The 22598-nt window shown below is 69.9% G+C and carries 17 protein-coding genes and 7 tRNA genes; 6 read left to right on the plus strand and 18 right to left on the minus strand.

Annotated features, from left to right (window positions below; translation table 11 throughout):
- Positions 1-52: 52 nt before the first annotated feature.
- Entirely contained in the window at positions 53-535 is a 483-nt protein-coding gene (gene bfr / locus FZO89_RS03590; RefSeq protein ID WP_149101973.1) for a bacterioferritin, read from the minus strand.
- Between the two features lie 168 nt (positions 536-703).
- Between bfr and FZO89_RS03595 the strand changes: the two genes are divergently transcribed.
- Positions 704-3217, plus strand: a complete 2514-nt coding sequence (locus FZO89_RS03595) for a penicillin acylase family protein (protein WP_149101974.1) — start codon at positions 704-706, stop codon at positions 3215-3217.
- A 184-nt stretch (positions 3218-3401) separates the two neighbouring features.
- The gene (locus FZO89_RS03600; RefSeq protein WP_149101975.1) at positions 3402-4106 is read left to right on the plus strand and encodes a PP2C family protein-serine/threonine phosphatase; all 705 of its coding nucleotides are present in this window, start codon (positions 3402-3404) and stop codon (positions 4104-4106) included.
- Positions 4107-4121: 15 nt separating this feature from the next.
- Here FZO89_RS03600 and dnaQ read toward each other — a convergent pair whose 3' ends face one another.
- From dnaQ to FZO89_RS18425, 3 genes are all read right to left on the minus strand, one after another.
- On the minus strand, positions 4122-4856 hold the full coding sequence (gene dnaQ / locus FZO89_RS03605; protein ID WP_149101976.1) for a DNA polymerase III subunit epsilon: 735 nt from the start codon (positions 4854-4856) through the stop codon (positions 4122-4124).
- A gap of 146 nt (positions 4857-5002) precedes the next feature.
- A complete protein-coding gene (gene rnhA, locus FZO89_RS03610) occupies positions 5003-5452 on the minus strand; it encodes a ribonuclease HI (protein WP_149101977.1) in 450 nt (149 codons plus the stop codon).
- Positions 5449-6114, minus strand: coding sequence for a class I SAM-dependent methyltransferase (locus FZO89_RS18425; protein ID WP_187471027.1), 666 nt, complete (start codon positions 6112-6114; stop codon positions 5449-5451). Before FZO89_RS18425 ends, rnhA begins: the two co-directional genes overlap by 4 nt.
- 37 nt (positions 6115-6151) lie before the next feature.
- Here FZO89_RS18425 and gloB point away from each other — a divergent pair, with 37 nt between their 5' ends.
- Genes gloB through FZO89_RS03625 form a run of 3 tightly spaced genes read left to right on the plus strand, consistent with a single transcriptional unit; the run spans position 6152 to position 9041 of the window.
- Positions 6152-6916 carry a hydroxyacylglutathione hydrolase gene (gene gloB / locus FZO89_RS03615; protein ID WP_149101978.1) on the plus strand — a complete coding sequence of 255 codons (765 nt, stop codon included), beginning with the start codon at positions 6152-6154 and terminating at the stop codon, positions 6914-6916.
- Entirely contained in the window at positions 6913-8217 is a 1305-nt protein-coding gene (locus FZO89_RS03620) for a lytic transglycosylase domain-containing protein (RefSeq protein ID WP_262378515.1), read from the plus strand. The genes gloB and FZO89_RS03620 overlap by 4 nt, the downstream gene beginning before the upstream one ends.
- Before the next feature lie 26 nt (positions 8218-8243).
- A complete protein-coding gene (locus FZO89_RS03625) occupies positions 8244-9041 on the plus strand; it encodes an enoyl-ACP reductase FabI (protein ID WP_149101979.1) in 798 nt (265 codons plus the stop codon).
- A 76-nt stretch (positions 9042-9117) separates the two neighbouring features.
- On the opposite strand, the gene FZO89_RS03630 is transcribed toward FZO89_RS03625, so the two are convergent.
- From FZO89_RS03630 to FZO89_RS03690, 13 genes are all read right to left on the minus strand, one after another.
- On the minus strand, positions 9118-11094 hold the full coding sequence (locus tag FZO89_RS03630) for a SurA N-terminal domain-containing protein (protein ID WP_149101980.1): 1977 nt from the start codon (positions 11092-11094) through the stop codon (positions 9118-9120).
- Positions 11095-11437: 343 nt separating this feature from the next.
- A tRNA-Asp gene (locus tag FZO89_RS03635) sits at positions 11438-11514 on the minus strand.
- A gap of 39 nt (positions 11515-11553) precedes the next feature.
- A tRNA-Val gene (locus FZO89_RS03640) sits at positions 11554-11628 on the minus strand.
- Positions 11629-11649: 21 nt separating this feature from the next.
- The gene (locus FZO89_RS03645) at positions 11650-11922 is read right to left on the minus strand and encodes an HU family DNA-binding protein (protein ID WP_149104022.1); all 273 of its coding nucleotides are present in this window, start codon (positions 11920-11922) and stop codon (positions 11650-11652) included.
- A 215-nt stretch (positions 11923-12137) separates the two neighbouring features.
- A complete protein-coding gene (gene lon / locus FZO89_RS03650) occupies positions 12138-14591 on the minus strand; it encodes an endopeptidase La (protein ID WP_149101981.1) in 2454 nt (817 codons plus the stop codon).
- A 321-nt stretch (positions 14592-14912) separates the two neighbouring features.
- Positions 14913-16199 (minus strand): ATP-dependent Clp protease ATP-binding subunit ClpX, encoded by a 1287-nt coding sequence (clpX, locus tag FZO89_RS03655; RefSeq protein WP_149101982.1) that lies wholly within the window; start codon positions 16197-16199, stop codon positions 14913-14915.
- Positions 16200-16304: 105 nt separating this feature from the next.
- Positions 16305-16934 carry an ATP-dependent Clp endopeptidase proteolytic subunit ClpP gene (gene clpP / locus FZO89_RS03660; RefSeq protein ID WP_149101983.1) on the minus strand — a complete coding sequence of 210 codons (630 nt, stop codon included), beginning with the start codon at positions 16932-16934 and terminating at the stop codon, positions 16305-16307.
- A gap of 119 nt (positions 16935-17053) precedes the next feature.
- Positions 17054-18358 carry a trigger factor gene (tig, locus tag FZO89_RS03665; protein WP_149101984.1) on the minus strand — a complete coding sequence of 435 codons (1305 nt, stop codon included), beginning with the start codon at positions 18356-18358 and terminating at the stop codon, positions 17054-17056.
- A 779-nt stretch (positions 18359-19137) separates the two neighbouring features.
- A tRNA-Leu gene (locus tag FZO89_RS03670) sits at positions 19138-19222 on the minus strand.
- A gap of 450 nt (positions 19223-19672) precedes the next feature.
- Positions 19673-19748 (minus strand) — tRNA-Lys (locus tag FZO89_RS03675).
- A gap of 72 nt (positions 19749-19820) precedes the next feature.
- Positions 19821-19897 (minus strand) — tRNA-His (locus tag FZO89_RS03680).
- Positions 19898-20029: 132 nt separating this feature from the next.
- Positions 20030-20106: transfer RNA gene (locus tag FZO89_RS03685), tRNA-Arg, on the minus strand.
- A 34-nt stretch (positions 20107-20140) separates the two neighbouring features.
- Positions 20141-20217, minus strand: a tRNA-Pro gene (locus tag FZO89_RS03690).
- 179 nt (positions 20218-20396) lie between these two features.
- Here FZO89_RS03690 and FZO89_RS03695 point away from each other — a divergent pair.
- A complete protein-coding gene (locus FZO89_RS03695) occupies positions 20397-21158 on the plus strand; it encodes a Bax inhibitor-1/YccA family protein (RefSeq protein WP_149101985.1) in 762 nt (253 codons plus the stop codon).
- A gap of 65 nt (positions 21159-21223) precedes the next feature.
- Here FZO89_RS03695 and FZO89_RS03700 read toward each other — a convergent pair whose 3' ends face one another.
- Positions 21224-22567, minus strand: coding sequence for a Na+/H+ antiporter NhaC family protein (locus FZO89_RS03700; protein WP_149101986.1), 1344 nt, complete (start codon positions 22565-22567; stop codon positions 21224-21226).
- Between the last annotated feature and the right edge of the window lie 31 nt (positions 22568-22598).

The following is a 22598-nucleotide window of genomic DNA, read 5'->3' on the forward strand; positions in this document are numbered from 1 at the left end:
AGCACAGGATCCGTGCCGGAACCGGGTGTTGCGTGCGCTTCGCGCTCGCGCCTCAACCCGGCGGATCGTCGCCCATGCGCGACTGCTGGTAGTTCGCCAGACCCACCATCGTGATCAGCCGCAACTGCTTCTCCAGCCAATAGGTGTGGTCTTCCTCGGTGTCGGCCAGCTGTGCCACCAGCATCTGGCGGCTGACGTAGTCGCCGTGGCGCTCGCACAGTGCGATGCCGTTGGCGAGGTTCTCGCGCACCTTGTATTCGAGGTCGAGGTCCTTGCGCAGCATCTCCTCGACTGTGCCGCCGGGCTCGAATGCGTCCGGGCGCATGTCCGGCTCGCCCTCGAGGAACAGGATGCGCCGCAGCAGCGCGTCGGCATGCTGGGTTTCCTCCTCCATCTCGTGGTGGATGCGCGCATACAGCGCATGCAGGCCCAGGTCCTCGTAGCGCCGCGAATGCAGGAAGTACTGGTCGCGCGCCGCCAGTTCTCCGCGCAGCAGGAGCCTGAGGTAGTCGACGACTTCGGGATGGCCCTTCATGGCATGTGGCTCGGGTCGGGGGGGACGGCGATATCGTGCCCGAACGGCAGCCACGATGTTCTAATCGGAATCAGTCGCACTCGCAGCCCCATTCCGTTCGCAGCCCCCTGCTTGCCACCGCGACCGCGACCGCCGACTAGAATCTTCCGACTCCGACGGGACCCCCGCATGCGCAAGTGGTTCAAGCGTTTCCTGCTCGCCGCGGCGGCACTGGCGCTGCTGTCCGCGTTCTTCGCCTGGTGGTTGCTGCGGGGCAGCCTGCCGGCGCTGGAAGGCGACCGCGCCCTCGCGGGCCTCGCGGCCCCGGTGGCCATCGAGCGCGACGCACTCGGAGTGGTCACCATCGACGCGGCGAACGAGGCCGATGCCATGCGCGCGCTGGGCTACGTGCATGCGCAGGAACGCTATTTCGAAATGGACCTGTTGCGTCGCACCGCCGCCGGCGAGCTGTCCGCGCTGTTCGGCGCGGTCGCGCTCGATGTCGACCGGCGCCACCGCGTGCACCGCATGCGCGCACGGGTGAACGCGGACCTCGACGCGATCGCCGGCGACAAGCTGCCGCTGCTGCAGGCCTACACCGACGGCGTGAATGCCGGCCTCGCCGCACTGCCCGTACGGCCGTGGCCCTACCTGCTGCTGCGCCAGCAGCCGCAGCCCTGGCTCGCCACCGACACCGCGCTGGCCGGCTACGCGATGTACTTCGACCTGCAGGATGCGGCCAACGCGCGCGAGCTCGCGCTGTGGAAACTGCGGCCGCACCTGCCCGAGCCGTTGTTCGCGCTGCTGACGCACCCGGGCAGCAGCTGGGACGCGCCGCTCGCCGGGGACACGTTCGGCGATGCGGAACTGCCGACTGCGGACCGGGTGGACCTGCGCAAGCTCTCGGCACCGGGACCGGAAGGTGCGCGCGACCCGTTCGCCGCCGCTCCCTCGTCGCGCCGGGACGCTCCCCCGTTCTCGCCCGCCCGGCGGGAGACAGACATCGGCCGGCCGCCTGCGGAGACCGGGTACTTTCCGGGCAGCAACAATTTCGCCGTTTCCGGGGCGCTGACCGCGGACGGCCGCGCGATCGTCGCCGACGACATGCACCTGGGCCTGCGCGCGCCGAACCTCTGGTTCCGGGCCCGGCTGCGCTGGCCCGATGCCCGCGCGCCGGGCGGGCGCGTGGACGTGCAGGGCGTCACCCTGCCCGGCCTGCCGGCGGTGGTGGTCGGCAGCAACGGGCATGTCGCCTGGGGGTACACCAACAGCTACGGCGATTACCTCGACTGGGCGCTGGAGACGCCCTGCGGAGCGGATCCCTCGTCGACCCCCGAAGACAGCGCATGTGCGCCGGATGAGGTTCACCCGGAGAGGATCGAGATCGCCGGCGGCGATCCCGTGGCCTACGAGGTCAGGGAAACCCGCTGGGGACCGATCCTGCACGACCTGCCCGACGGCCGGGTGCTGTCGCTGCGCTGGACCGCGCACCTGCGCGGTTCGGTCAACCTCGGACTGATGGATTTCGCGCGCGCCGGCGACCTCGACGCTGCGCTCGCGATCGCGGACCGGACCGCGATCCCGACCCAGAACCTGGTGATCGGCGACTCCAGCGGCGACATCGCCTGGAGGTGGCTGGGGCCGCTGCCGGCACGCGATCCGGCCTGCCGCCCGGATCGCCCCGGGCTGGTGGACACACGTACGCGAACCCCACCCTTCCTGGACCCGGCACCCGCGAATGCGCCTTCCCCGAAGGACGATCCGACTTGCGGAGCCTGGGGGATCGCCACGAGCGGAGCTCCAACGGTCCGGTCGCCCTCGCTCGAACGCCTCTGGACCGCCAATGCGCGAGTCGTCTCCGGCGACGACCTCGGCCGCGTCGGCGACGGCGGCTACGACCTCGGCGCCCGCCAGCAGCAGATCCGGGACGCGTTGCTGGCGAAGGACCGCTTCACCGAGGCCGACCTGCTCGCGATCCAGCTCGACGACCGCGCCGTCCTGATGACGCGCTGGCGGGAGCTGCTGCGCTCGCTCGGCGGCGACGCCACATCGCCCGCCCTGCGCGAGCTCGGCGATGCCGCGGGCGACTGGCAGGGCCGGGCCAGCATCGACTCTGCCGGCTACCGCATCGTGCGTGCCTGGCGGCTGGCCGTGCATGCGCGCCTGCTCGACGGGCTGGTGGCACCGGCCCGCGCGGCGATGGGCGAGGACTTCGTCATGCCGGACCTGCCGCAGTTCGAGGCCGTCGCCTGGCCATTGGTCCGCCGGCGCCCGCCACACCTTCTGCCGCGCGGCTTCGACACCTGGCAGGCGCTGTTCGAGGACGCGGCGCAGGAAGTCCGCGACGAACTCTCCGCACAAGGCCCGCTGCGCGAGCGCAACTGGGGCGAACGCAACACGGCCGCGATCTGCCATCCGCTGGCGGGGGCGATCCCGTTCGGCAGGCGCGCGCTGTGCATGCCGGCCGAACCGTTGCCCGGCGACTCGATGATGCCGCGCGTGCAGGGTCCGGCCTTCGGCGCCTCCGAGCGGATGGTGGTCTCGCCCGGCCGCGAGGCCGACGGCATCCTGCACATGCCCGGCGGCCAGAGCGGCCATCCGCTGTCGCCCTTCTGGGGCGCCGGCCACGACGACTGGGTGCACGGACGGCCGACGCCGTTCCTGCCCGGACCGGCGGTGCACACGCTCACCCTGGTTCCCTGAGCGCCCCTGAGGCCCCGGGCCGCGCGCATCCGCCATTCATGCCGCCTCTGCTAGCGTTCGTCCAGCACCTGCCCGCCCCCACGGACACACGCCTGCACCCATGTGGAGAACGACTGACCTGCCGGCCGCTGTTTCCGCGTTATCCAGCGCAAGAGCCACCAGTCCGCCCGCCGACGGGTCACGCATGATCGAATTCGGACATCTGACCCACGTCGGTCTGCGCCGCGAGCTGAACGAAGACACCTATTACGGCGACAGCGAGCTGGGGCTGTGGCTGGTGGCCGACGGCATGGGCGGGCATGAATACGGCGAGGTCGCCAGCGCGCTCGCGCGCGAGACGATCGTGCGCGAGACACGGCAGGGCACCCCGCTGCAGCAGGCGATCCGGATCGCCGACGAAGAGATCATCCGCGCCTCGCGCCAGCGCAACGACGCATTGCCCATGGGCACCACCGTGGTCGCCGCGCGCGTGGTCGGCAACCGCTTCGAGGTGGCCTGGGTCGGCGACAGCCGTGCCTACCTGTGGCGCGACGGCAAGCTCGCCCAGCTCTCGCACGACCACAGCTACGTGCAGGAACTGATCGCGCAGGGCGCCATCAGCGTCGACCAGGCGCGCAGCCATCCGCACCGCAACGTGGTCACCCAGGCGCTGGGGGTCACCGAACCGCAGGCGCTGAACGTGGAAACCCTGTCGGGCGAACTGTCCCCGGGATCGCAGTTGCTGCTGTGCAGCGACGGGCTGACCGAGGAAGTCGACGACAGCGGCATCTCGCGCGTGCTGGCGCATGGCGAGTGCAGCGCGCAGGAATGCGTGGACGGGCTGGTCGCAGCCGCGCTCGACGGCGGCGGCTCGGACAACGTCACCGTGGTGCTGGTCCGCAGCCACTGACCCCGGCCGGGCGCGTCAGCCCGTCGCGGCCTGCGCCAGCTCCGGTTCCGGCACGTCCCAGACGCAGCGTCCGGCCTTCTTGCGGATCGCCTCGACCCGCGCCAGGTGCAGCACCCGATCCTCGTCCGGCACCGAGATCGACGGACGCGGACCGCTGACGGCAATCGCCACGGCCGCCTGGCCCGCACGGCTCGAAGGCGCGGGTTCGCTGCTGGCGAACCCGATCTCGCCCTGCCCGGCGGTGAGCGCCAGCCAGGCCTCGGCCAGCAGTTGCGCGTCGAGCAGCGCGCCGTGCAGCTGGCGGTGCGAGTTGTCGACGCCGAGCCGCCTGCACAGCGCATCGAGCGAGTTGCGCTGCCCCGGGTAGCGTTGCCGCGCCAGCGCCAGCGAGTCCTGCACGGTGACGCGATCGGCCAGCCGACCGTAGTCCGCCCCGAGCCTGGACAGCTCGTGTTCGAGGAAACCCATGTCGAACGCGGCGTTGTGGGCCACCACCTCGGCGCCGTCGACGAAGGCGAGGAACTCGTCGGCGATCTCCGCGAACTTCGGCTTGTCGGCCAGGAATTCCAGCGTCAGGCCGGTGACTTCCTGCGCTCCGGGCTCGAACTCGCGCTCGGGGTTGAGGTACTTGTGGAAGGTGCGGCCGGTAGGGCGCCGCTCGATCAGCTCGACGCAGCCGATCTCGACCACGCGATTGCCCTTCTTCCATTCCAGGCCGGTGGTTTCGGTATCGAGGATGATGTGGCGCATAGAGGCGGGGATTCGGGATTCGGGATTCGGATTTCGGATGAGGGATCAGGAATCGCGGGTCGTGGGCCGGCCGGTGCCAGTCAAAGCTCCGGGATCCGGCGGTCCCGCGGCGCCCTGCCCACCGGGGAGCGCAACACGCGAGGGCCTCACGCCACCGCTCCCGCCCGCTGGCGGATCGCCTCGTCGCGCGCCAGCACGTCGACGCGCTCGTTGTCCGGATCGCCGGAATGCCCCTTCACCCAGCGCCAGTCGATCTCGTGGCGCCGGCTGGCGGCGTACAGGCGCTCCCACAGGTCCCGGTTCTTCACCGGGTCGCCGCCGGCGGTCTTCCAGTTGCGCCGCACCCAGTTCGGCATCCATTCGGTGATGCCCTGGCGCACGTACTGCGAATCGGTGTGCAGCACCACTTCGCAGGGGCGCGACAGCGTCTCGAGCGCGACGATCGCCGCCATCAGTTCCATCCGGTTGTTGGTGGTCAGCGGCTCGCCGCCGACCAGCTCGCGCTCCTGCTCGCCGTAGCGCAGCAGCGCCGCCCAGCCGCCGGGCCCGGGATTGCCGAGGCAGGCGCCATCGGTATGGATGCCGACCCCGCTCATGCGGCCGAGGCGCCCTGCGGCAGTTGCAGCACGCGGCGCTGCCGCACCGGAGTCAGCGGCATCGCCCGCTTTTCCGCGCGCAACAGGTAGGCCGCCCGCATGCCCGCCCCCTGCTGCGCGGTGGAGGAGACCCGCACCGGCCAGACCGGACCCAGTCCCTGCGACACCGCATCCGGCACCAGACCTGCGCCACGCAGCCGCCGGCGCCAGGACAGCGGCTCCGAGGCGACGAGTCCGCTGCCGCGCCAACGCCAGCGGTACGGCGCGAGCGGATTGAGCACGAACAGCCACAACCGGCCCCCGTTCACCAGCACGCGCGCGGCCTCCTCGAGCAGGGCCGGGCCGCTGTCGCCGGCCGGCCGCGCCACGTGCTGCAGCACGACCGCACCGAAGGACTCGCTCGGCAACGGCAACGGCAGGCCACAGGCGACCGGGCCGCGCCATCGGCCGTGTCCGTCGGGTTGCAGCGCCATGCCGCGTCCGGCAAGGCCGGCGAGGTCGCGCTGCACCGGCCCGCACCACAGCCACGGCAGGCCGGGACGGTCGCACAGGGCCTGCGACACCGCTTCGTCCTCGCTCTCCAGCACCGCACGTCCGGCGTCGGACAGGAACCAGTCGTGGGGGACGGGGCCCGTTTGACGGGCCGGGCGCGAGGCGGGCATGGTCGCCATTCTATAGGCACCCCGAGCACGCTCCGAGATGCAGCCGATCGCCCTTCCCGCGCTGTCGGACAACTACATCTGGCGGCTGGCCGACGACGACGGCCACTGGCTGGTGGTCGATCCGGGCGAAGCCGCCCCGGTGCTGGCCGCGGCCGGGGGCGCGACGGCCCCGGAGGCGATCCTGCTGACCCATCACCATGCCGATCATGTCGGCGGGGTCGGCGCGCTGCTCGAGAGGTGGCCGGCGGTGCCCGTGTATGGCCCGGCGGACCCCCGGCTCCCGCTCGGGGCGCAGCACGTCGGCGACGGCGCGCGGGTCGAAGCCGGCCCGTGGCGCTTCCAGGTGCTGGCGGTTCCGGGCCATACCGTGAGCCACATCGCATTCCACGGCCATGGCCTCTTGTTCTGCGGCGATACCCTGTTCAGCCTCGGCTGTGGTCGCCTGTTCGAAGGTACGTCCCGCGACATGCTCGGCTCCCTCGACCGGCTGGCCGCCCTGCCCGCAGCGACGCTGGTCTGCTGCGGGCACGAGTACACGCTGGCCAACGCCGCCTTCGCGCGCGTGGTCGACCCCGACAACGCGGCGCTGCGGCGCCGCCACGCACAGGCCACCACGATGCGCGACCAAGGACATCCCACCCTGCCCTCGACCCTCGGCGAGGAACTCGAGTGCAATCCGTTCCTGCGCATCGATGCACCGGCGGTGCGCGCGGCCGTGGCGGCGCGCCTGCCGGCCGCGAGGGGCGATCGCGTGGAAGCCTTCGCCGAGTTGCGGCGCTGGAAGGACGGCTTCCGCGCATGAGCGTGCGCGCGATCGCCGGCGGGCTGGCGCTGCTCTGGGCGCTGGCCGGTCCGGCCCGGGCCGACGACCCGCCTGCCCCCACGCCCGCGGCCGCAACCGGGGCGGCGCCCGCCACCGCAACCGGGCCCGCGACGGTGCCGGTCGTCGATGCGGGCGCCCCACGCCCGCCGGCCGCCACCGCGTCCGCCTCGCCTCCGGCCGCGACCACCCGCAGCGGCCTGGACATCTACCGCGACTTCCGCGCGGGCCTCGCCGATCCTGTCTGCGAACCGGGGGCGAGCGCCCGCTGGCGGCGGCATTTCGCGCAGGCGCCGGGCCAGCTCGCCTCGCCGCGCAGCGACGTGCTGCCGCTGTTCGGCTACGTGGTCGACCGCCTGCGCGAGGCGCACCTGCCGACCGAGTTCGCGCTGATCCCGTTCGTCGAGAGCGGCTACAGGCCCGGCGCGCGCTCCCCGCAGGGGCCGGCCGGCCTGTGGCAGTTCATCGCCCTGACCGCGCGCAACCACAAGGTGGCCGTACGCCCGGGCTACGACGGACGGTTGTCGCCGGTCGATTCGACCGATGCCGCGGTGCGCTACCTCAAGACCCTGCACGGCATGTTCGCCGGCGACTGGCGGCTGGCGGTGATGGCCTACAACGCCGGCGAGTACCGGCTGCTGGGAGCGCTCCGGCGCGCCGGCCAGCGGCCGGCCGAAGCCGATCCCGCGAGCCTGCCGATGCCGGCCATCACCCACGCCTACGTGCGCAAGCTGCATGCGCTGTCGTGCATCCTGGAGGAAGCCGAGGACCGCGACGCCTGGCTGCAGGCGCTGGACCGCCCGGTGCCGGTGCTCACCGCCGCGGAGGTCCCCGCGCATGTCGCCACCCTGGACGCGCTCGCCCGCCAGCACGGTGCCGACGCCGCGCAGTTGCGTCGCCTGAACCCGGTCTTCGGCGACGGCCGGGTGGTGCGCGGGAGCGGCAAGCCGCGCGTGCTGCTGCCGTCCGCGCCCGCGTCGGCCCTGGTTGCAGCCGGGCCGGCCACCGCACGATCGCTGGTCCTGCCCGCGCCCGGCGCTACGACGCCGGGAGAATTTCCGGACGCCATGGCCGATGCCTCGGCCCACGTCGAACCCCAGCCGGCACGCACGCATACCGTCGCCCGGGGCGATTCGGCCTGGCGCATCGCCGGCCGCTACGGCATCACCGCGAGCCAGCTGCTTTCGCGCAACGGCCTGGACGCGCGCAGCGTGCTGCACCCGGGCATGGTGCTGGCGATCGACGCCGCCACCGGGGCGGGCGCGACCGCCGTGGCAGAATAGCGCCCGGTCCACATCGCGAGTCGCCCATGGGTTTCCTGCAAGGCAAGCGCGCTTTCATCACCGGCATCGCCAGTCAGCGCTCGATCGCCAACGGCATCGCCGAGGCGATGCATCGGGAGGGCGCCGAGCTCGCCTTCAGCTACCAGAACGAAAAACTGCAGTCGCGGGTGGAGGACGTCGCCGCCCGGCTCGGCGGGGGCCCCTCGTATCCGCTCGACGTGACCGACGACGCGCAGATCGCCGCGCTGTTCGATTCGCTCGCCGGGCACTGGCCGGACGGCTTCGACATCCTGGTGCACGCGATCGCCTACGCGCCGCGCGAGGCGATCGCCGGTGGCTTCCTCGATGGCCTGACCCGCGAGAACTTCGCGATGGCCCACGACATCTCGGCCTATTCGCTGTCGGCACTGGCCAGGGGCGCACGCCCGCTGATGCAGGGCCGCCAGGGCGCGATCCTGACCCTGAGCTACCTCGGCGCCGAACGCGCGCTGCAGAGCTACAACGTGATGGGTGTCGCCAAGGCCGCGCTCGAGGCCAGCGTGCGTTACCTCGCGCTCAACCTCGGGCCGGAAGGCATCCGCGTCAATGCGATCTCGGCCGGGCCGATCAAGACCCTCGCCGCGGCGGGGATCGGCGGGTTCCGCAAGATCCTCGGCCACGTGGAGGCCAATTCGCCGATCCGCCGCACGGTCACGATCGAGGACGTCGGCAACGCCGCCGCATTCCTGTGCTCGGACCTCGCCTCGGGGATCACCGGCGAGATCACCTATGTCGACGGTGGCTACAACATCCTCGGCATGACCGGGCTGGACGAGGGTGAGTAGACGCCCGGCCGGCGGACCGCACACGAAAAAGCCCGGCGAATGCCGGGCTTTTCTTGCCGGTGGAATGCGCCCGCGGTTACAGGTTCGATTCCACCACGGTGATCTTCATCTGCCCGCGGAGCGCACGCAGCAGGGTATCGGCGTCCTCGCGACCGACCAGCGCCGCCATCTGCTGCCGGAACATGTCGCGCTCCTCCTCCGCCGCCTCGGCGGCATCGCCCGGAGTGACCTTCTCCACCGTGAACACCACGACCCGGCCGTCCGGCAGCACCGCCTTGCCCGGCGACACCTTGCCCTCGGCGGGCACCGGCGCACGGAAATAGGCCTCGGCCGCCGCTGCGTCCGGCACCGGCGCACCGCGCGGGATCCCGAGCATGTTCTGCCGCTGCAGCGAAGCCGCATCCGCGAGCGCCTGCAGGCTCTCGCCGGACCGGAGTTTTTCCACCAGCGCGTCGGCTTCGGCCTCGACCCGCTTGCGGGCACGGTCGGCGCGGATGGCGGCGACGACCGACGCGCGCGCCTCGTTCACCGTCAGCGCGCGCTCGGGTTCGTGCCGGGTCACGCGGATCAGCACGCTGCGATCCTCGCCGACCTCGATCGGATCGCTCACCGTGCCGTCCTGCACCAGGCTGTCGGAGAAAGCCGCACGCTGCACCGCAGGTACGGCGATCACGCCCTCGCCTTCACCGCGCGCGATCGGGCCGGCGGTACGGACTTCGAGCCCGGCCTGCTTCGCGGCGGCCGTCAGCTCCGTCGGGTTGCGATACACCTCGTCGACGAAGCTGCCGACCAGATCGTTCAACGCGCGCTCGCGGTCGGCCTGCGCCTGTTCCTGCGCAAGCGTCTCGCGAACTTCGTCGAACGACACCTGCTGTCCGGCGCGGATTTCGCGCAGCTGGATCACGTGCCAGCCGAACGGGCTGCGGACCGGGTCGCTGATGCTGCCCGCCTGCGCCGCGAACACCGCGTCCTCGAATGGCTCGACCATGCTGCCGTCCTGGCGGATCCAGCCCAGGTCGCCGCCGTTGGCGGCCGAGCCCGGATCGCCCGGATTGGCCTTCGCCAGCGCCGCGAAATCCGCATCCGGCTGCCGTGCCTGCTGCGCGATCTGCCGCGCCTTGGCCTCGGCCGCCTCCTGCGCCGCCGCGTCCGCCCCTTCTTCCACCGGCACGAGGATGTGCGAGACCAGGCGCTGCTCGGGCTCGACGAAGCGCGCCTTCTCCTGCTCGTAGCGCTGGCGCAACGCCGCCTCGTCGGGCGCGGGTACCGGCGGCAACGCGTTGCCGTCGATCTCCACGTACTCCAGCGTGACCCGTTCGGGCGCACGGTAATCGGCACGATTGGCGTCGTACCAGGCCTGGATCTCGCTGGCGCCGACCGCGCCGCTGTCCGGCTCCGGCGCCGGCAGCACCACGAAGGAGACGTCGCGGCGCTCTCCCAGCAACCGCATCATCCGTTCGGTCTCGCCCGGCGTGGTGAACGCCGAGCGGGCGACCTGCCCGGCCAGCAGCGAGGCCTGCAGGTCGTCGCGCACCATTTCCTGGAATCCCTGCGGCGTGTAGCCCTGCGACTGCAGCGTCAACAGGTAGCGCTGCTGGTCGAAAACGCCGTCCACCTGGAACGCGGCGATGCCCTCGATCGCCTCGCGCACCCGGGTGTCGCCGACCACCATGCCGTCGCGCTTCGCGGCGAGCTGCAGCACCTTGCGGTCGACCAGCGCCTCGAGCACCTCGCGCTTGGTATCCGGCGTCTCGAACGCGCGCGCATCGAACTGCTCGCCCTCCGCCTCGCGCCGTCGCTGGCGCTCGACCTCGAACGCGTCGCGGAACTCTTCAGGGGTGACTTCCACGGACTCCCACGCGAACTTGCGCACCAGCCACCAGTCCGGAGCGGAGCGCCACCACGACGGCTGCACCTCCACCTTCGCGGCAAAGTTCGACCCGCTCTGGAACAGGTACTGCTCCATGCCGAAGAAGGCGAACGGGATGGCGAGGAGCGCGACGACGACGATCGCGATCCAGCCTGTCATCTTTTCTCGAAGGGTCTGCAGCATTGGGGAAGACGGTTCGGGACGTAGCCGTGCAGTTTAACCGCATGCCGCCCCACGCGCGGCCAGCGCGGGGCCGCCACGGGCGCGCGCCTCCGCGGCCGGAAGTCCGGACAGGCGGCTGCTTGCGGCGCGCGGCGCTTCGGGTGACCTGCGTCCACGGGCCGTCCGCCGCCCATGCGAATGGGTCATGGGCGCGCCCGCCCCGTCCCGGGCGCAGCCGGCGGGAATGGTCGCCCGGGACCCGGCGCTGGCAAAATGCGCCGCATGCGGGTTGCCGCGCGAGCGGGGAATCGATGCTGCAGAAACGAAAAAACCCCGCATCGCTGCGGGGCTCGTTCGTATCGTATGGCGGAGCGGACGGGACTCGAACCCGCGACCTCCGGCGTGACAGGCCAGCATTCTAACCAACTGAACTACCGCTCCGCGCCTTGAAACCTGTTCGCGGTTCCAGCGCCCCCCTGATGGTGGGTGCTGAGGGTTTCGAACCCCCGACCCTCTCCGTGTAAAGGAGACGCTCTACCGCTGAGCTAAGCACCCGCTAGGGAACTCAGGAGCCGCTCAGTTTACGGCATCCTTGAGCGCCTTGCCAGCCTTGAACACGGGGTTGTTCGACGCCGGGATCTGCAGCGGCTCCTTGGTGCGCGGGTTCAGGCCGGTGCGGGCCGCGCGCGCCTTGACCGAGAAGGAACCGAAGCCGACCAGGTTGACGGCGTCACCGCGCTTGAGCGCGGCGGTCACCGCGTCGATCATCGCGTCGAGCGCGCGGCCCGCGTCGGCCTTGGACAGGCCCGCCTTGTCGGCGACCTGGTCGATCAATTCACTCTTGTTCACTGGCATGTTGGACTCTCCGTGTGCGGACGCGCGGCCCGCCTTGCTGGGGACCAGGCCTGTCCACGGGGAATCCCGCGGCGTTCGCCCGGTCTGAGGATGGATGCACGAATCCGTCGCATTTTACGCGGAGCCGCCGCCGAATACGACATCGGCGGCTCCCGGCCCTCCGCGACCGGACGCGGGCGATTGCGTTTCGTGAGCGCGGCGTGAATCGATCAGTGCTTGACGTCGGGGCGCGACGGCGCCTTGTCCTTCCTGCGCCGCACGATCGCCCCGCCCGGTGCCCGTGCCCGACCCGACGCGGATGCCTTCGCCGTCGAGGTGGCGAGGGGTCGCTCGAGCGCGAGGTCGAGCACCTCGTCGATCCACTTCACCGGCACGATCTTCAGGTGCTCGGTCACGTTGGCGGGAATGTCGGCAAGGTCCTTGCGGTTCTCTTCCGGGATGATCACCGTGGTGACGCCGCCGCGCAGCGCGGCAAGCAGCTTCTCCTTGAGCCCGCCGATCGCGGTCACCCGCCCACGCAGGGTGATCTCGCCGGTCATCGCCACTTCGGCGCGAACCGGCACCTTGGTCAGCGTCGACACCAGCGCGGTGGTCATCGCGATGCCGGCGCTGGGGCCGTCCTTGGGAGTCGCACCGTCCGGCACGTGCACGTGCACGTCCTGCTTCTGCAGGAAGTCGACGTCGATGCCGAGGCGTTCCGTGCGCGCACGCACGACCGAAAGCGCGGCGGACGCCGACTCCTTCATCACGTCGCCGAGCTGGCCGGTCAGGATCAGATTGCCCTTGCCCGGAACCAGGGTCGATTCGATCTGCAGCAGGTCGCCGCCGACCTCGGTCCAGGCCAGGCCCGTGACCATGCCGATCTCGTTGTCGATCTCCGCGCGACCGAAGTCGAAGCGGCGCACGCCCAGGTACCTGTCGAGGTTCTTCGCCGACACCGCGACCGCCTTCGCCTTGCCCTTGCGCGGGCCGGCCAGCGCGACCTCCTTGACCACCTTGCGGCAGATCTTGGCGATCTCGCGCTCGAGGTTGCGCACGCCCGATTCACGCGTGTAGTAGCGCACGATGTCCTGGATCGCGTCGGCGGCGATCCTGAGCTCGTTGTCCCTGAGCCCGTTCGCCTTCATCTGCTTGGGCACCAGGTAGCGCGTGGCGATGCTGATCTTCTCCTCCTCGGTGTAGCCGGGGATGCGGATCACTTCCATGCGGTCGAGCAGCGGGCCGGGGATGTTGAGCGAGTTGGAGGTGGCGACGAACATCACCTCGGACAGGTCGAGGTCGACCTCGAGGTAGTGGTCGTTGAAGGCGTTGTTCTGTTCGGGATCGAGCACCTCGAGCAGCGCCGAGGAGGGATCGCCGCGGAAGTCCATCGACATCTTGTCGATCTCGTCGAGCACGAACAACGGGTTCTTCGTCCCGGTCTTGTTGAGGTTCTGCACGATCCGGCCGGGCATCGAGCCGACGTAGGTGCGACGATGGCCGCGGATCTCGGCCTCGTCGCGCACGCCGCCCAGGCTCATGCGCACGAACTTGCGATTGGTGGCCTTGGCGATCGACTGCCCCAGCGAGGTCTTGCCGACGCCGGGCGGGCCGACCAGGCACAGGATCGCGCCCTTCATCCGCTTCACCCGGGTCTGCACGGCGAGGTACTCGAGGATGCGTTCCTTGACCTTCTCCAGCCCGTAGTGGTCGGCATCGAGCACTTCCTGCGCGGCCTTGAGGTCCTTGCGCACCTTGCTGCGCTTCTTCCACGGCACGCCCAGCAGCCAGTCGAGGTAGTTGCGCACCACCGCGGCCTCGGCCGACATCGGCGACATCTGCTTGAGCTTGTTGAATTCGTTCCTGGCCTTGGTCTCGACCGGCTTGGGCATGCCGGCCTCGGCGATCTTGCGCGCGATCTCCTCGAGGTCGTTGGGCGCGTCGTCGATCTCGCCCAGCTCCTTCTGGATCGCCTTCATCTGCTCGTTGAGGTAGTACTCGCGCTGCGACTTCTCCATCTGCGACTTCACACGGCCGCGGATGCGCTTCTCCATCTGCTGCACGTCGATCTCGCCGTCGACGAGGCCGACCAGCAACTCCAGCCGCCCGGCGGTGTCGACCGTTTCGAGCAGGCGCTGTTTCTCGGCCAGGCGCACGCCCAGGTGCGCGGAGACGATGTCGGCCAGGCGACCGGGCTCGTCGATACCGGACAGCGTCTGCATGAGCTCCGGCGGCAGCTTGCGGTTGGTCTTGACGTACTGCTCGAACAGCGAGACCAGCGAGCGCGCGATCGCCTCCACTTCGCGCGGTTCGCGGCTCTCGACCGGCTCGACCACGTGACCGACGCCGGCCAGCGTGCCGTCGACCTCGCGCACCTGCGAGACGGTGACGCGCGACACACCCTCGACCAGCACCTTGATCGTGCCGTCGGGAAGCTTGAGCAACTGCAGCACCTGCGCGAGCGTGCCGATCTGGTAGAGGTCGCCGGCTTCCGGATCGTCGGTCTCGGCCGACTTCTGCGCGACCAGCAGGATGCGCTTGTCGCCTTCCATCGCGATGTCGAGCGCGCGGATCGACTTGTCCCGCCCCACGAACAGCGGGATGACCATGTGCGGGAACACCACCACGTCGCGCAGCGGCAGCACGGGCAGTTCGAGCGATTCGCTACGGGGTCGATCGGTCATTGCGGGTTCCATGGAAAGCGGTGGGGCGATGCGCGGAGCGTGCCACGCAGGACGGTTCCGTTATGGGGCCCGGCGCCGGACGATGCAAGCGCCCGGGCACGAACGCAGCATTCCGCCGCCGGGCGGTCGCCAGGCACCGGAATGAACGCGCAGGAACGTGGCCGGCAGGCCGTCTGCCGAGTCCGGAGACGCCCGGCATCGCGCCGCCGCGGCAGCGCTTCGCAAGCCGGGAAGGTACCGATGGCACGGGCCGCGATCCGCATGCGTTCAGCCAAGGGGTGGGTCGGCACGGGGCCGGCGCGACACCCCGCCGCGCATGCTCTATTCGGCCGAGGCGACCTTTTGCGCCGGCGGCGGGGTCTGGTAGATCAGGTAGGGCTCGGACTTGTGCTCGATCACCGACTCGTCCACCACCACCTTGCTGACGTTCTCCAGCGACGGCAGTTCGTACATCGTGTCGAGCAGCACCGACTCGACGATCGTGCGCAGGCCACGCGCGCCGGTCTTGCGCTTGATCGCCTTCTTCGCGATCGCGCTCAGCGCGTCGGGGCGGAACTCGAGTTCCACGCCTTCCATCTCGAACAGCTTGCGGAACTGCTTGCTGATCGCGTTGCGCGGCTCGGTCAGGATCTTCACCAGCGCCGCCTCGTCGAGTTCCTCGAGCGTGGCGACCACCGGCAGGCGGCCGACGAACTCGGGAATCAGGCCGAACTTGATCAGGTCCTCCGGCTCGACCTGGGCCAGCACCTTGCCGGTCTCGGTCTTGCGCTCGGAACTCTTGAGCTTGGCGCCGAAACCGATGCCGCTGGCGTCGGTGCTGCGCTGCTGGATGATCTTGTCCAGGCCGGCGAACGCGCCGCCGACGATGAACAGGATGTTGCGGGTCTCGACCTGCAGGAACTCCTGCTGCGGATGCTTGCGCCCGCCCTGCGGCGGCACGCTCGCGGTAGTGCCCTCGATCAGCTTGAGCAGCGCCTGCTGCACGCCCTCGCCGGACACGTCGCGGGTGATCGAGGGGTTCTCGCTCTTGCGCGAGATCTTGTCGATCTCGTCGATGTAGACGATGCCCTGCTGCGCCTTCTCGACGTCGTAGTCGCACTTCTGCAGCAGCTTCTGGATGATGTTCTCGACGTCCTCGCCCACGTAACCGGCTTCGGTCAGGGTGGTGGCGTCGGCGATCGTGAAGGGCACGTTGAGCAGGCGCGCCAGGGTCTCGGCCAGCAGGGTCTTGCCGGAACCGGTCGGGCCGACCAGCAGGATGTTCGACTTCGCCAGTTCGACGTCGTCGTTCTTGCTGCGGCTCTCGATGCGCTTGTAGTGGTTGTAGACCGCGACCGCCAGGGTGCGCTTGGCACGCGTCTGCCCGATCACGTACTGATCGAGCACCTCGAGGATTTCCTTGGGCTTGGGCAGCGAGCTGCGCGCGGACTGCGCCTTCTCCTCGAGCTCCTCGCGGATGATGTCGTTGCACAGCTCGACGCATTCGTCGCAGATGTACACGCTCGGACCCGCGATCAGCTTCCTGACCTCATGCTGGCTCTTCCCGCAGAACGAGCAGTAGAGGATCTTGTTGCTGTCGCCGGAACGGCCCTGACGGTCTTCGCTCATGCCTGGATGTGTCTTGCTGCTGCGGTCACGGTTCGAGAATAGCACAGCGCCCGGCAGCGCAAGCCCCGCGCAGCCGGAACGCCATTCGCTTTTTCAATCAAATACTTAAGCGGGCTGGATCGACTCGTCCGGACGCCGCTCCAGGACCTGGTCGACCAGGCCGTATTCGCGGGCGGCCGCGGCGCTCTTGAAGTTGTCGCGCTCGGTGTCGCTGGCGATGGTCTCGATCGACTGGCCGGTATGGTGGGCCAGGATCTCGTTGAGCCGCTGCTTCATCGACAGGATCTCGCGGGCATGGATGTCGATGTCGGTCGCCTGGCCCTGGAAGCCGCCCAGCGGCTGGTGGATCATCACCCGCGAATTCGGCAACGCATAGCGCTTGCCGGCCGAGCCCGCGGCGAGCAGCAGCGCACCCATGCTGGCCGCCTGGCCGACGCAGATCGTGCTCACGTCCGGCTTGATGAACTGCATGGTGTCGTAGATCGCCATGCCGGCGGTGACGATGCCGCCGGGCGAGTTGATGTACAGGTTGATGTCCTTCTCGGGGTTCTCGGCCTCGAGGAACAGCATCTGCGCCACGATCACGTTGGCGACGTGGTCGTCGATGCCGCCGACCAGGAAGATCACCCGCTCCTTCAGCAGCCGCGAGTAGATGTCGTAGGCGCGCTCGCCGCGGCTGGTCTGTTCGACCACCATCGGGACGAGGTTCAGGGCCCTGGTGTCGGTGTGGCTCATGTGGTGCGTTCCCGTTGGCGTGGAGCGGAGTCTCGACCCGGCCGAGACTGCATGTGACGCGGATGACGATGCGGAGGACCCCGGGCCGGGATCCGTCGGCAGGCGGGCCGGGGCCCGACTTACGGCAGGATCGCTTCCTGGAAGCTCAGCGACCGCTCCGTGTGCTGGGCGCGCTCGGCGATCCAGTCGATCACCTGCTCCTCCATCACCCGGTTCTGCAGTCCCGACATCAACTGGGGATCGTTGCGGTACAAGTCAATGACCTGCTGCGGCTCCTCGTAGGTCGAGGCGATCAGGCGCAGGTGCTCGTTCAGGCGCTTGGGGTCGAGGCGCAGTTCGTTGCGGCGGGCGACCTCGCCCACCAGCAGGCCCACCAGCACGCGCTTGCGCGCCGCGTCGACGAAGTTCAGGTGGGCGTCGGCCGGTACCTCGCCGGGATTGCGTCCGTTGCGGCGGGCCTGCTCGACCTGTTGGGCGAGCATGGCGCGCGCCTCGTTCTCGACCAGCTTGGGCGGCAGTTCGACATGCGCGTACGCCGCCACCAGCTGCTCGCCGACCTCGCGGCGCAGGCGGTTCATCAGCGCGCCCTTGAGTTCGCGCTCGAGGTTGGTGCGGATGTCGGCGCGGAACTGGTCCAGCTGCCCGCTCTTGACGCCGAAGCTGCGGATGAATGCAGGGTCGACTTCCGGGAGCTGCGGCTCGGAGACCCGCTCGGCCTTCACATGCACCTGTGCGGTGCGGCCGGCCAGTGCCGGCACGCGCCAGTCGGCGGGGAAGGTCACCTCGAGCGTCTTCTCGCCGCCTGCCTCGATCCCGACCAGCGCGTCCTCGATGTCCTTGTACATGCCGCCCGAACCGAGCACGGTGGTGCCGCGCTCCACGCCCTCGGCAGGCACGCGTTCCCCGTCGATCTGCGACCAGGTCTCGACGTCCACCGCGTCGCCGGCCTGCGCCGGGCGCGTCACCGCGCTCCAGCTGCGGCGCTGCTGGCGCAGGTTCTCGATCATCCGGTCGATGTCTTCCTCGGTGACCTCCGCAGAGTGGCGCACCACACTGAGCCTGGACATGTCGATGTCGCCGAAGTCCGGCACGACCTCGAACGTGGCGACGTAGGCCAGTTCGCCCTCGTCCTTCTCCTCGCTCGGCTCGATCTTCGGCTGCCCGGCCAGGCGCAGCTCGTTGCTGCGCACCGCCTCGTCGAAGCCTTCCCGCAGCAGGCCATCGAGGACCTCGGCACGGACCTGCTGGCCGTAGCGCTGCTCGATCACCTTGGTCGGCACCTTGCCGGGGCGGAAGCCCTTGATCCGGGCGGTGCGCGCGATCTCGCGCAGGCGGCCGCCGACCTGGGTTTCGAGCCGTTCCGACGGCAGGCGGAACGTCAGGCGGCGCTCGAGGCTGCCCAGGGATTCGACCGACACTTGCATTGACTCAACTCCTGCCGCGCGGCCATCGCCGCCGCTTCTTGATCCGGGTGGTGGGCCGGCGACGTCCCGGAGCCTGCCTGGGCAGGCCGGGCGCGGCCGGCGGAACGGGATATTTTGGCCGAATCCGGGGTTCGCCGCCAGAGCGGGACGCACTCCGGGCAAATCGGCCATCTGGGGAATGGCCGGACTCACCATGATTGGGGCTGGCACCAGTGTCACATACCGCCACGCGGCGAGCGATGGTGCCGGGGACGACCGGCGCGCTGCGCCGGGCCGGCACTGACCGAGCGGAAAGCGATCCCCGGGCGCCGGGCGCGGCGTCCATCCGAAGTCCTGACAGGCACTGCCCCGTCGCGGACCATTCCAGCCCCTCACCCCTGCCCCTCTCCCGCAAGCGGGAGAGGGGTTCAAGGCCATCCCTCCTCCCGCTTTGGCTTTCCCTTCTCCCGCTTGGCGGGAGAAGGTGCCCGAAGGGCGGATGAGGGCAAGCTCTTCTCCCTCGCATGGGAGAAGAACCTCTTTCAAGGGCAGCCCGTGTCTGGGAGTCGCGCTTTCGCCAACACCCGCGAATTGTCGCGAGGCCTGGGGGTTGATCGAGGGTTGGTGCGAAAGGGGGGACTCGAACCCCCACGCCTTGCGGCACTGGAACCGCGCCGCCCGATGTCCGGGAGCCACGGCGATCGGCGCGCCGCAGCGCGCAGGGAAGCGTCCGCCGCCGCAGGGATCCCGGCTCGCCAACGCTCGCGAACAGCTCGCGCCGCCGACCTGTTCGAGAGGGTTGGTGCGAAAGGGGGGACTCGAACCCCCACGCCTTGCGGCACTGGAACCTAAATCCAGGGCGTCTACCAATTCCGCCACTTTCGCGCGAGGCACATCTTAATTGCACCGCTGCCGGAAAGCGGACCCTGCGCCGGAGGGCCCGAAACGAAAGCGCCCGGCCGAAGCCGGGCGATCCGTGGAACTGGTGGGCCGTCAAGGGTGAGCCTGGGCCGCCTGCGAACCACCGGTTCGCGGCCGGGCGAACGCCACGCGCGCTGCGCGGGGCCGGGCCTGCGCAGCAGGCGAACCGCAGGTTCGAATCCGGCGACGCACGCCCCGAAACGAAAACGCCCGGCCGAAGCCGGGCGATCCGTGGAACTGGTGGGCCGTCAAGGGTGAGCCTGGGCCGCCTGCGAACCACCGGTTCGCGGCCGGGCGAACGCCACGCGCGCTGCGCGGGGCCGGGCCTGCGCAGCAGGCGAACCGCAGGTTCGAATCCGGCGACGCACGCCCCGAAACGAAAACGCCCGGCCGAAGCCGGGCGATCCGTGGAACTGGTGGGCCGTCAAGGATTCGAACCTTGGACCTATTGATTAAGAGTCAACTGCTCTACCAACTGAGCTAACGGCCCGCAAAACGGGCGCACATTGTAACAAACATGCGCGATCCGGCAACTGCCGGCAAGGAGGCGCCGGCTGGGAAATGGGGTGGCTGAGGGGACTCGAACCCCCGACATCTGGAATCACAATCCAGGACTCTAACCAACTGAGCTACAGCCACCACTGGAACCCGCACAGGATACCGGAGCGCACCCCGATCTCCCACCGACGCCGCACATGAGCGCCGGCACCTTTCCACTTCAGGACGACAGTGCTTTCGACCCCCCCCCCGCCGCGCCTGCCGGTGCCGGCATGGCGCGCCCGGCAGGACTCGAACCTGCAACCACCGGCTTAGAAGGCCGGTGCTCTATCCGGTTGAGCTACGGGCGCCCTGGCGCATGATAGCCGTCCCGGACGGAGGGATTGGTCGGGGTAGAGGGATTCGAACCCCCGACATCCTGCTCCCAAAGCAGGCGCGCTACCAGACTGCGCTATACCCCGGCCGGTGACAGTCGGTCGATCCGAACCCGCGCCGGACCGGGTCCGGCGGAGCTGGACATTGTCCGGAGCGCGTCCTCCGGTGTCAACGCGCGGTGCCGCCGATCGCACGTCCGGCGCGTGGCCGTGCCCGGCCCGTGTATTCTTGCCTTCGGCTCCAACTTCCAGGGAACAGGGCAACCATGCGCAGCGGCAACCCGGTACTCAAAGAATCCACTTTCCTCGACCTCGGCAGCGGCGCGGTCGTCTCGCGCGACGGCGAGGTGATGACCCTCAACGGCACGGTCAACAAGACCGGCTTCCTGCTCCTGCTGACGGTGCTGACCGCGGCGTTCGCCTGGACCCAGGCGCTCGGCCCCGACGGCACCCCGGCGCCCGGCTTCGCCGTCTACGTCTGGGGCGGCGCGATCGGTGGCCTGGTGCTGGCGCTGGTCACCGCCTTCAAGAAGGAATGGTCGCCGGTCACCGCGCCGCTGTACGCGCTGGTGGAGGGCTTCTTCCTGGGCGCGATCTCGGCGCTGTACAACCACCTGTACGAAGGCATCGTGATGCAGGCGGTGATGCTGACCTTCGGCACGCTGTTCGCACTGCTGTTCGCCTACCGCACGGGCCTGGTCAAGGCCACCGAGAACTTCAAGCTCGGCGTGGTCGCTGCCACCGGCGGCATCGCGCTGGTCTACCTGGCGACGATCGTGCTGGGATTCTTCAACATCCAGATCCCGCTGATCCACGAGAGCGGCATCGTCGGCATCGGCTTCAGCCTGTTCGTGATCGTGATCGCGGCGCTGAACCTGGTGCTGGATTTCGACTTCATCGAGAGCGGCGTCGAACAGGGCGCGCCGAAGTACATGGAGTGGTACGGCGCATTCGGGCTGATGGTGACGCTGGTGTGGCTGTACATCGAGTTCCTGCGCCTGCTGGCGAAGCTGCAGTCGCGCGACTGAGCCCCGCCGTAATCCCCAAAGAAAAGGGCGCCAGTGGCGCCCTTTTTTTCAGCGTCTTACCGGCGTCACGCGGAGGGCGGTGTCCTTTCGGCGGGTTCAGCGCGCGCAGATTCCGCGCGGCGCGACGGCCATGCCATGAAGCCGATCGCCACCGCCGCCAGCAGCCAGCAATACCAGACGCTGCCGACCAGGGCGAATGGCGACACCGCCGCCAGCGACGCGGCCAGCAGCACCTGCGCGCCATAGGGCAGCAGGCCCTGCGGCACGCAGGCGAAGATGTCGAGCACGCTGGCCGCGCGACGCGGACTGATGCCGTGGCGCTGCGCGATGTCCTTGGCGACGCTGCCGCCGACCAGGATCGCGACCGTGTTGTTGGCCGTGCACACGTCGGTGGCCGTCGCGAGCGCGGCGATGCTGAATTCGCCGGTGCGACGGCCCCGGTGCCCGCGTGCGAAGCGGGCGATCGTCTGCGACAGCCAGTCGAGCCCGCCGGCCGCCTTCATGAGCGCACCGAGGCCGCCGACCAGCAGGGACAGCAGCAGGATTTCGGTCATCCCCTCGAACCCGGTCCAGATGTCCTCTGCGAAGCCGACCAGGTCGTAATCGACGCCGAACACCAGGCCGAAACCGCAGGCCAGCACCAGCCCCAGCGCCAGCACCAGCAACACGTCCAGGCCCGCCAGCGCCAGAATCAGCACCAGCAGGTACGGCAACGCCAGCCACGGTGAAGCGGTGTCCACCGCCTCGACCGGTGCCGCGTCCCCGGCGAACGCCAGCAACGCCAGGGTGGCCAGCGCCGCCGGCAGCGCGATCCGGAAATTCTCGCGGAACTTGTCGCGCATCTGTGCGCCCTGGGTGCGGGTGGCGGCGATCGTGGTGTCGGAAATCACCGACAGGTTGTCGCCGAACATGGCGCCGCCGACCACCGCCCCGACCACCAGCGCCCGGTCCAGCCCTGCGGCATCGCCGACACCCACCGCGATCGGCACCACCGCCGCGATCGTCCCCATGGAGGTGCCGATCGCCAGCGACACCAGCCCGGCGACCACGAACAACCCCGGCAGCAGCAATGCCGCGGGCAGCGAGCCGAGCCCCATCGAGACGATGGCGTCGACCGCGCCGATCGCGCGCGACACCTGCGCGAACGCGCCGGCCAGCAGGAACACCAGGCACATCAGCACGATGCCGGGATCGCCCATGCCGCGCAGCAGGGTGTCGACCGCCGCGATCCGGCGTCGCCGTGCGATCCACATCGCCAGGGCGAGCGCCGGCAGGATCGCGACCGGCGCGCGCAGCATGTAGAAGCCCATCTCCTCCCCCTGGGCCGAAAAGTACAGGCCCGCGCCAAGGAAGATCGCCAGGAACAGCAGCAGCGGGGTCAGCGCAAGCGCGCTGGCGCGAGGGGGCATACGGGGGGCCGATACGGGACGCAGCGATTGT

This window comes from Luteimonas viscosa, assembly GCF_008244685.1.
Lineage (GTDB): Bacteria > Pseudomonadota > Gammaproteobacteria > Xanthomonadales > Xanthomonadaceae > Luteimonas > Luteimonas viscosa.